Origin of the sequence: Faecalimicrobium dakarense, assembly GCF_000499525.1 — a bacterium.
Taxonomy (GTDB): Bacteria; Bacillota; Clostridia; order Peptostreptococcales; family Peptostreptococcaceae; genus Faecalimicrobium; species Faecalimicrobium dakarense.
Genome location: NZ_HG529288.1, coordinates 1 through 9,855 on the forward strand (window position 1 = coordinate 1; position 9,855 = coordinate 9,855).

10 protein-coding genes and 1 riboswitch are annotated in these 9,855 nt (G+C 26.3%); of the genes, 6 read left to right on the forward strand and 4 right to left on the reverse strand.

All coding sequences use genetic code 11. The features are described 5' to 3' along the window. Window positions 1–609, forward strand: a 609-nt coding sequence (locus tag BN899_RS06390; protein WP_071162435.1) for an HAD family hydrolase, incomplete at its 5' end; no start/stop codon positions are given. 52 nt (window positions 610–661) lie between these two features. On the opposite strand, the gene BN899_RS20400 is transcribed toward BN899_RS06390, so the two are convergent. Together BN899_RS20400 and BN899_RS20405 are read right to left on the reverse strand one after the other, a co-directional pair. Continuing rightward, window positions 662–961 (reverse strand): hypothetical protein, encoded by a 300-nt coding sequence (locus BN899_RS20400; protein ID WP_330362472.1) that lies wholly within the window; start codon window positions 959–961, stop codon window positions 662–664. Continuing rightward, window positions 936–1,304 (reverse strand): hypothetical protein, encoded by a 369-nt coding sequence (locus BN899_RS20405; protein ID WP_330362473.1) that lies wholly within the window; start codon window positions 1,302–1,304, stop codon window positions 936–938. Before BN899_RS20405 ends, BN899_RS20400 begins: the two co-directional genes overlap by 26 nt. A gap of 271 nt (window positions 1,305–1,575) precedes the next feature. Between BN899_RS20405 and zupT the strand changes: the two genes are divergently transcribed. Then, complete coding sequence (gene zupT, locus BN899_RS06400; RefSeq protein ID WP_042273899.1) at window positions 1,576–2,376, forward strand: zinc transporter ZupT; 801 nt, start codon at window positions 1,576–1,578, stop codon at window positions 2,374–2,376. A 182-nt stretch (window positions 2,377–2,558) separates the two neighbouring features. Further along, window positions 2,559–3,524 (forward strand): arsenic resistance protein, encoded by a 966-nt coding sequence (locus BN899_RS06405; RefSeq protein ID WP_042273901.1) that lies wholly within the window; start codon window positions 2,559–2,561, stop codon window positions 3,522–3,524. A 62-nt stretch (window positions 3,525–3,586) separates the two neighbouring features. On the opposite strand, the gene brnQ is transcribed toward BN899_RS06405, so the two are convergent. After that, on the reverse strand, window positions 3,587–4,873 hold the full coding sequence (gene brnQ / locus BN899_RS06410) for a branched-chain amino acid transport system II carrier protein (RefSeq protein ID WP_042273904.1): 1,287 nt from the start codon (window positions 4,871–4,873) through the stop codon (window positions 3,587–3,589). Window positions 4,874–5,377: 504 nt separating this feature from the next. Between brnQ and BN899_RS06415 the strand changes: the two genes are divergently transcribed. Next, complete coding sequence (locus BN899_RS06415; protein ID WP_042273905.1) at window positions 5,378–6,073, forward strand: DUF305 domain-containing protein; 696 nt, start codon at window positions 5,378–5,380, stop codon at window positions 6,071–6,073. Window positions 6,074–6,188: 115 nt separating this feature from the next. On the opposite strand, the gene BN899_RS06420 is transcribed toward BN899_RS06415, so the two are convergent. Then, window positions 6,189–6,545: a DUF3221 domain-containing protein gene (locus tag BN899_RS06420; RefSeq protein ID WP_042273907.1), complete on the reverse strand. Its 357-nt coding sequence runs from the start codon at window positions 6,543–6,545 to the stop codon at window positions 6,189–6,191. A 203-nt stretch (window positions 6,546–6,748) separates the two neighbouring features. Next, window positions 6,749–6,925: riboswitch (Lysine riboswitch) on the forward strand. A gap of 88 nt (window positions 6,926–7,013) precedes the next feature. Here BN899_RS06420 and lysA point away from each other — a divergent pair. Together lysA and BN899_RS06430 are read left to right on the forward strand one after the other, a co-directional pair. Then, window positions 7,014–8,324: a diaminopimelate decarboxylase gene (lysA, locus tag BN899_RS06425; protein ID WP_042273910.1), complete on the forward strand. Its 1,311-nt coding sequence runs from the start codon at window positions 7,014–7,016 to the stop codon at window positions 8,322–8,324. 308 nt (window positions 8,325–8,632) lie between these two features. After that, the coding region (locus tag BN899_RS06430; RefSeq protein WP_042273912.1) for a sensor histidine kinase at window positions 8,633–9,855 on the forward strand (1,223 nt) is incomplete at its 3' end.

The following is a 9,855-nucleotide window of genomic DNA, read 5'->3' on the forward strand; positions in this document are numbered from 1 at the left end:
ATTAAGGCAATTTCATATACTACAAATCTTACACTGAAAAAATATAATTTAGGACCAATAGATGAAGAAAGATATAAGCATTTAGTTGGCGATGGATATAAAGTATTAATTGAAAGAGCATTAAAAGAATGTGGAGATACCGAATTAGTAAATTATGAAGATGCATTAGTAACTTATATGAAATATTTTGAAATTCATTGCCTGCATGAAGTTAAGGCCTATGATGGAATTAAAGATATGTTAAACAACATAAAAGAAAATAATCTTAAAATAGCAGTACTTTCTAATAAACCTCATGAAAGAACGATTGAAAATGTAGAGAAGGTATTTGGGAAAGGATACTTTGATATAGTAGCTGGAGAGCAAGAAGGAATTAGAAGAAAGCCTGATAAGGAAGGTGTTATAAAAATTCTTGATAATTTAGGGATAAATAACAGTGAATGTTTGTACATTGGGGATACAGATACAGATATGAAAACTGGAATAGGAGCAGGCGTTGATACTATAGGAGTAACCTGGGGATTTAGAGATAGAAAAGAGTTAGAGGGATTTAATCCAAAATACATAGTTAATCATCCAAGTGAAATTTCTAGCATTATAAAGCTTTAAATTTAATAAAAAGTACTTACCTTTGAAAAGGAGAGTACTTTTTTATTTCTAATTATTTGAATTTCTTTGGAAATTGTTTAATTATACCATTAGAAAGTACATCAGCAAAGTTAATCATATGTTCTTGGCCTTTGTCATAGCTTTCAATATCAGATGTCCAATTCTTATTTAATCTAGCCACAGCTTGATCTGTAACAAACTGTAAATGTTTATGCAGCATATCTTTTAAAGTTTTATTTGAATAATTAGGATTAGCACTACTTAAAAAGTCAGCTATTTGATCAGAATTTTCATACCATAGTTTATTATATTTTTCTAAGTCAGCCTTATTTCCAACTTTTAGCAGCGTCAACAACTTGGCCAGCCAGCTCGATATGTTCTTTTAATAAGGAAGAAAGTTTATTTCCGGCTTCTTCACCATAATAAGGCTTAATTGAATTTCCAATATCATCTTGATTCTTAAGAAGCCTTTCTAATACAACATCTTTGTCTTCAAGTGAAGATAAATCGCTTATGATAAAATTTCTAGTCCATAAAACATGCTCAATCCAAAGTTGTCTTTCTGCCATTTTTAAATCACATGTAGATTTTGTATCATTGTAATAATTTTTTTCTATAGCTTGAGATTTGAGTGGTGTAAAAGTTAAAATTAATACAAATAATGGTAATAATAAATTTTTAAAAATTTTTTTCATTGTTAGATACTCCTTTTATCATTAGAAATTAGCTTTATTTTGTTCAAATGTATAGAGATGTATACTATTAATTATATTAAGTGAAAACATAATAAAAACTATGTAATTATATAATTAATTTAAATTGTATTTTGTAGCAATAACCTATTCTAAGATAATTGAAAATGATTATTATTTACAATTATCTTAGAATAGGTTATTATTATATTAAATCAAAAATAAACAAACATAGCATAAAGTTATGCTAAAAAATATAAATGGAGGGGAGAAAATGGAAAATATTATTTTTGCTTTTATGTTAACTATTATTGCAGGGCTGTCTACAGGAATAGGAAGCTGCATTGCATTTTTTTCAAAGAAAACTAATACTAAGTTTTTATCAATTAGCTTAGGTTTTTCAGCTGGGGTAATGATTTACGTATCTATGATAGAAATATTTGCAAAGGCAAAAAATTCCCTTGTTGTTCCTTTTGGAGATAAATTAGGAACAGGTATAACTATTTTAGGATTTTTTGGAGGAATCTTCTTAATTGCCTTAATAGATAAGTTAATTCCAAAGGAAAATAATCCTCACGAAGTAAAAAAAATATCGCAGATAGAAGATTTAACTATATCAGAGAAAAAATTAATGAGGACAGGAGTTTTTACAGCTCTTGCAATAGGAATTCACAACTTTCCAGAAGGGTTAGCTACATTTATATCTGCATTACAAGATCCATCTATAGCTATACCAATTGTTGTAGCTATTGCAATACATAATATTCCAGAAGGAATTTCTGTATCTGTACCTATTTATTATGCAACAGGAAATAAGAAAAAAGCATTTATGTACTCTTTTATTTCAGGTCTTGCTGAACCTATTGGAGCATTAGTTGGATATTTATTATTAATGCCTATTATGAATGATACCGTATTTGGCATATTGTTTGCAGGTGTTGCAGGTATTATGGTTTTTATATCTTTAGATGAATTATTACCATTATCTAGAGAATATGGAGAAGATCATCTTTCTATTTACGGATTAGTGGGTGGAATGGCTGTTATGGCAGTAAGTTTATTATTATTTATGTAGTCATTTATAGATATTCATTTATATATTTCTTAAGATAGTATAGCAAAAATCTAAATTAGTATTTATTTTATTAAAATTAGTTAAATTTTTAATTTTAATGAAAGTAAAAAAATACTGTGATATAATTTAATGGAAAATGATAATTTATATCATATGAAAATTATTATACAAAGGAGTATAAGATGGATAATATAAATAAATTTCAAAGTTTTATAATTTTGATAATGGTCGCAATAGGTATTATACTAGGTCAAATTAACATAGTTCAAAGATATGCGGAGTATTTAATAATGCCTGCATTAATGATAATGTTATTTTTGGTTTTCATACAAATACCATTAAAAGAAATAGGAAAATCTTTTAAGAATTTTAAATTTACAATAACATCTGTAGTTATGAATTTCATTTGGACTCCAATTATTGTATTTATTTTAGGCAAGGTATTTTTACATAACCAGCCAGAAACTTTAATAGGATTTGTTATGCTCATGGTAACTCCATGTACTGATTGGTATTTAATATTTACGGGTATATCAAAAGGTAATGTTGCCTTAGGATCATCTGTTTTGCCGCTTAATTTAGTGCTTCAATTAGTGTTATTGCCACTTTATATTTTTATAATAGGAGGAACTAGCGTAAGTATAAATATTGTAAGTTTGGCTAAAGGGGTTATATATAGCTTATTAATACCTCTTACATTAGCTATTATATTTAGGAAGATTATAATAAGTAAAATAGGAATTGAAAGATTTGAAGAGAAGTGGATTTGCAAAGCCTGTGACTATCAAGGATATTTTTTAAATTTAGCAATAGTTTCAATGTTTGCATCACAAGGTAAAGTGCTTTTAGAAAATCTTCAAATTTTATTAATACTACTGGTTCCTATATTATTATTTTTCTTAATAAACTTTATAGCAGGAAGGTTTATTGGAAGAATGATAAATTTAAATTATGAGGATAATGTGGCATTGAACTTAACTACATTAGCTAGAAACTCACCAATAGCTCTTGCAATAGCAGTAGCAACATTCCCTGATAAGCCATTAATATCTTTAGCACTTATAATTGGACCATTGATAGAGCTTCCTATGTTGTTTTTAATATCTAAAATATTATTAAATATAAGAGAAAAAGAACAGGTAGCATAGATTTAAAGTATTAAGGCTATAGTCTCTGTATAGAGATTATAGCCTTATTTTTTTATTAGAAGCTATATTTTAGCTTTATTAAGTTCTACTTGAGTACTTAATATAAAGCCTAAAAATCCTCCTACCACAGCAGGTACTACCCAGTTTAGCCCAAGACTTGAAAAAGGTAGTTTTTGAATAAAGTTTAAATTTATACCTAAGTTTAAGTTATCAACAACTGTTAGTAAGCTAGTTAAAAGAGTGGCATAAGCTGCACCCTTGTAAATTGCATCTTTATTTAAAAGCTTTCTGAAGAAGCTCATTATAACTAAAATTAATGATACTGGATAAATAACTGTTAGTATAGGAACTGAAATAGAAATTATTTTATCAACTCCAAAGTTTGAAACTATTGTGCTAAATACACATATAAAAACAACTATGTATTCATATTTTAATTTTTTATTAGTAACATCTTCAAAGTATTTGCTAGTAACAGAAGTTAAGCCAATCGATGTAGTAAGACACGCAAAAGCGACAACTACAGCAAGTATTAATGACCCAGTATTACCTAAAAGGATATTCGAAATATTAACTAATAAAGTTGTTTGAGGTATATTTGAATTGTATATATTAGAAGCAGTAGCACCTAAGTATGCTAATCCAGTATATACCAGTACAAGTCCTACAGCTGCTAGTAAAGCTGCTTTTATAGTAAGATTTATACTAGTAGCATCATTGTATCCTTTACTTAAAAATGATGACATTACAAGTGCCACAACTCCACCTACTCCAAGTGCACCCATAGTTTGATAGCCTTGATTTATTCCATGTGAGAATAAGTTATCAGTATCTATATTAACATTTAAATCACCAATAGGTGATAAAATTCCTTTTATTATTAAAATAGCCAAGGTGATTAGTAATATAGGCGTTAAGAATTTTCCTATTATATCCATTACTTTAGTAGGTCTTATAGTTAACATAAGTGTCAATGTAAAAAATAACACCGAGAAAATAATTGGATTAACAGAGCTAAATAAAGGCTGTACACTCATTTCAAAGGTTGTAGCAGCTGTTCTTGGAACAACTAAAATAGGCCCAAGGCAAAGCATCATTATAACCTCTAAACTAAAGCCGAATTTTTCACCTGCTTTTTGAACAACTGTTTGGTAAGATCCTGCCCTTGCAACTGATATGATTGAAAGCACTATAATTCCAACATCAGCAAATAAGAAGCCTAAAAAACTGATTATCCATTGGCTACCTGAGGTCACTCCTATGTATGGAGGGAAAATTAAGTTTCCAGCTCCAAATAGTAGTGAAAATAATGCAAAACCAACAATTACTATATCTTTAAATTTTTTCATAAATATTCCTCTTTTCTTTATTTTTAATATAAAAAAGCCACATAGTATATTCACTATGTGGCTTTTAAAGGCCTAGGATTATAAAAACCACATAGTGTTTATCTATGCGGCTATTTGTATAACAAATTAATTTTAGCCATCATAGATACAAACAATTTAGTTTGTATCTATGATTTATATATTTATCATAAATACAAACTTAACTAAAATAGCTAAAATAAAATATATTAAGTTTTGATATATTAGTTAAATTCATATTTTTTATCATCTTAAAAATCTCCTTATTATTAAAATTTATATTTAATATTTATTTGTTAAAATTTATTATATATGTTAAAACTTTAAAATACAAGAAAAATTTAAAAAATATTTTTTATAATATAAATATTGAGATATATTATAAAATTTTAGCTTAAACAAGTGTAAATATTTTAAATTTACATAATATTACTAACTTAGATACAAAATATAAAATAATAATATAATTTTTTAAGGAGTAAAAATATGAATAATTTTTTTAAGAAACTAACAATAGTATCTCTAGCCACTCTTATGGTAATTTTAACTACAGTAGCATGTTCTAAATCTTATAATAATATAGGGAAAAATGAAAATATTAAAGTAGCTAGCAATATAGATAATGATACAAATAACAAAAAAAGAGATTACATAAAAGTATACAATGATACAATTAATAAAATGAACAAAGGTATGTCAGGTATAGTTACAACTGGAGATATTAACTTAGATTATTTATACGGGATGATAATACACCACCAGGGAGCAATAGAAATGTCAGAAAATCTTTTGAAATATGAAGGTCAAAATTCACAAGTAAAGCAATTGGCAGAAAATATTATAAATGCTCAGATAGATAGTATTATAAAAATGAATGCTATGATAGATGATTTAAGTAAGAGCCCTGTAATAGATGAAACTAAGGAAGAATCATATTTAAAAGAATATAATAAGGCACTCAAGAATATGATGGATAGATTTTCAAAGCTTGAGTTAAGTGAAAATATAGATAGGAATTTTCTACAAGGGATGATAATTCATCATCAAGGTGCAATAGATATAGTAAATGCAGTTTTAAAGTATTCAGATAATGATGATATTAAGGCTATGGCTAAAGAAGAAGCCAAGAGCCAAGAGCCCCAGATAGATGAGATGAAAAAAATTATAGACTTAATTAGATAACTTTTAGAAAATATGTATAACTAGTTACTAACTATATAAATATAACTCATAAAATTTAAAAATAGAGAGATAAATATTTTCAATCTCTCTATTTTTAGTAATATGTATACATTAACTATTCACTAATAATCTTAAGTACTTTAGCAGTTCCTTGGGCAGGAGAGGTTTCTTTTACAGGGCCTTCAAATATTACTTCTACTATAAAACCTAATTCTAATTCAGAAGAATTAAAAGAATCATCCATATCATATTTTTGAATTTTTGTATCTTTAGTTATAGTAATATATGCTTCATCATAATTTGTATCATCTTCTAGCTTACCTTCCACTAATATAGTAGAGTTATCTCCATCTATATTTATAGATGTTACTTTTCCTCTTATATCAATTTTGCCTTTTTCATTACTATTATTAGAAGTGCAACCAACTGTAAATAATGAAATTATAGATATAAGCATTAACAGTTTTTTCATACTGACTCCTCCATATAAATTAATTAAAGATCTTAATAATAGTATATTATTACTTATATAGATACATGTACACTTTTTATATATATCCACTATAGGAATACTTAAAAAGCAAATCAAAGGTGCTATTTAGAAAGAAATAATATTAACCTTGCATGATAAAAAATTAAAGAGTATAATCTTCTTAAGAAAAACAAAAACTAAATAGAAATTGTAGAGGTCGCGGTACTTATGAGTACTAATAATGAGGTAAGCACAATGATTTATTAGAAAAGGAATTATCGCCGAAGGATATAACTGATGCTTTAAAGTTATATACCTGGGGATGTATAAAATATATGCATCACTGTCACAAATTTAATTTGTGTTGAGCTACATTTGAGGAATCATAATAGTGATTTATTATTTATGATATTTATATCCCTTAAGTGTAACTTAAGGGATTTTTTATATATTAAGGGAGGTAATATAATGAAACTTCATGGAACTATGTCTGTAAAGAATAATCAATTATATATAGGAAATGTAAGTTGTAGTGAACTTAGAGAAAAATACTTAACTCCACTTTATGTACTTGATGAAGAGTTAGTAAGAGATAACTGCAAAGAATTTGTAAAACACTTTAGAGTAGAAGAGGATGAAAATAGAGTTGCTTATGCAGGCAAGGCGTTTTTACCAATGTATATGTGTAATATTATAAATGAGGAAAAGATGTATCTAGATGTAGTATCCGGTGGAGAATTGTATACTGCGCACAAATCAAACTTCCCGATGGAGAAAATATTATTTCATGGAAGTAACAAAACAATGGATGAAGTAGAAATGGGAATAAATCTAGGTGTAGGGAGATTTGTAGTAGATAATTTTTATGAACTTGACTTAATAGAAAAGATTTGTAATAGAAAAAATAAAAAACAGAAAATATATTTTAGAATAACTCCTGGAATAGAAGCCCATACACATAATTATATAAAAACTGGGCAGATAGATTCTAAATTTGGATTTACACTTGAAAATGGCGACCTAGATAGAGCGATAAAAGAAGTAAAAAAATATAATAATATAGAATTAGTAGGAATTCATGCACACATAGGTTCTCAAATATTTGATATAGATCCGTATCTAGATGAAGTAGTAATAATGATGAATTTAGTAAAAAGTATAAAAGAAAAGCATGATATAGAAATAAAAGAAGTTGATCTAGGTGGGGGAATAGGTGCTTATTATACAAAAGAAGATAATGTTAAAACTATAAAAGAATATTGCGAAGCTATAATTAATAAAAGTAAAGAAGTCTGTAGAAAAATCGGAATAAATTTACCAATACTTGTAATTGAACCAGGTAGGTCAATAGTTGCAAATGCTGGAAGTACGCTTTATACAGTAGGAGCTATAAAAAATATAAAAGGTGTTAGAACTTATGTAAGCGTGGATGGAGGAATGACAGATAATATAAGACCATCTCTATACCAAGCAAAATATGAATGCTCTATCGCAAGTAAAATGTGTGATGATAAAGTAAATCGAGTTACAATAGCAGGTAAATGTTGTGAAAGTGGAGATATATTAATAAGTGATGTAAACATAATGGATATAGAAACTTTAGATATATTAGTAGTACCTTCAACTGGGGCTTATAGCTACTCGATGGCGTCAAATTATAATAAAATACCTAAACCAGCAGTAGTATCAGTATCGAATGGAAACTCTAGATTAATATGTAAGAGACAAAGCTATGAAGAACTTTTAGAGCTAGAAATGCAATTAGAATTAACCTACTAGATGAAAATTATATATTGAAAAATAATAAAGTAGATTATAAATTTTATTTAAGATTTGTAATCTACTTTATTATTTTTATATCTTAATAAAATTTATTATTATTATAAATATTAAAAAATGGATAGGTAAATTTCAGTATAAAATTGAAATAAACACAAAAAAATCAATATAACTAAATAAAATATAAATACTTTGCTTTTAAATTATGCTATAATCTGAAATGAAACAATATATGACAAAAAACGACTGTAAAGTTGAAAAATAACATATATTGAGTTTTATAGAAAAAATACAAAGGAGATTAATTTATGCTGCAAGTAGCAGATTTGATCAATACTATAATACAATCAATTTTATTAGCATATATCCCTTATTATTGCATAAAAAAAGATGGTCTTATTCAAGGTAAAAAAAATAACATAAAACTAGTAATGAATATAGTTATAATATTTCTATCTATAACTGCATTAACCAACATAATGGGAGGAACATCTTTATCAATAATATTTATGAATATATCATGTATGTTAATATTAGTTTGTTTTTATATTAAAAATTATGAAAAAATAGTGATTTCATATGTAATAACTTACTTTATGTTTCAAGTAACATCTATTATATTTAGCAATATACAATGGTCATACGTACAAACTTTACTTCCTATAAATAATGTAGAAATTTCTACAATAGTAGTTATGTATATACCAATGATTTTAATAGAATTTTTGACTATATTATATATCGATAAAATATATAATATATACAAATTTATAAGTAAAAAGAGATATGGATTTGATATATCTATTATAGTAACTTTTTCTCTTGATACTATATTATCTCTCTCATTAATAATTCACGGAAATGATAAGGTGTTCTTCAAGAATTTATTTATAATCCTTTTATTATTGCTTTTATCACTTTTATTATTGTATTTTGTTAACACAAAAAATAAAATGGATGAAATAAGTAAATTAAATAAAGCTTTACAGGATAAAAACAATGAATTAAAAAAAATTAAGCATGATTATGGGTCTCAAATTTCCTATATAAATGGGTTATATATAATGGAACAATATGAAAGATTAGGAGATGTTTTAAGAGGAATTATAAATGGGAATAATTCTATTTCTGACAATTTTAAAATATTATCTGATTCAGAATCTGTTATATCAGTTATTGTAAATTCAATCGCAACAAATAATATAAATGTAATTGTAGAAGAAGAGTATGATATATCTAAACTTGGTATGTCAGAGTATGATCTTCAAAAGATAATCTCTAATATTATTAGTAATGCAGTTACCGCTATTGATGAAAATGGTTTAATAGTTATAAAAACTTATAAAATATTTGGAAATGTCTATATAAATATTAAAAATAATGGACCTAAGATAAATGATGAAATTATAAATAAGATATTTGAACCAGGCTTTACGACTAAGAAAAGCAATGAAAATGGTTTTGGATTAGCCATAGTAAGAGATCTAGTTGAAAAAAATAATGGAGAATTAAGTGTGTCAAGTAGTAATGA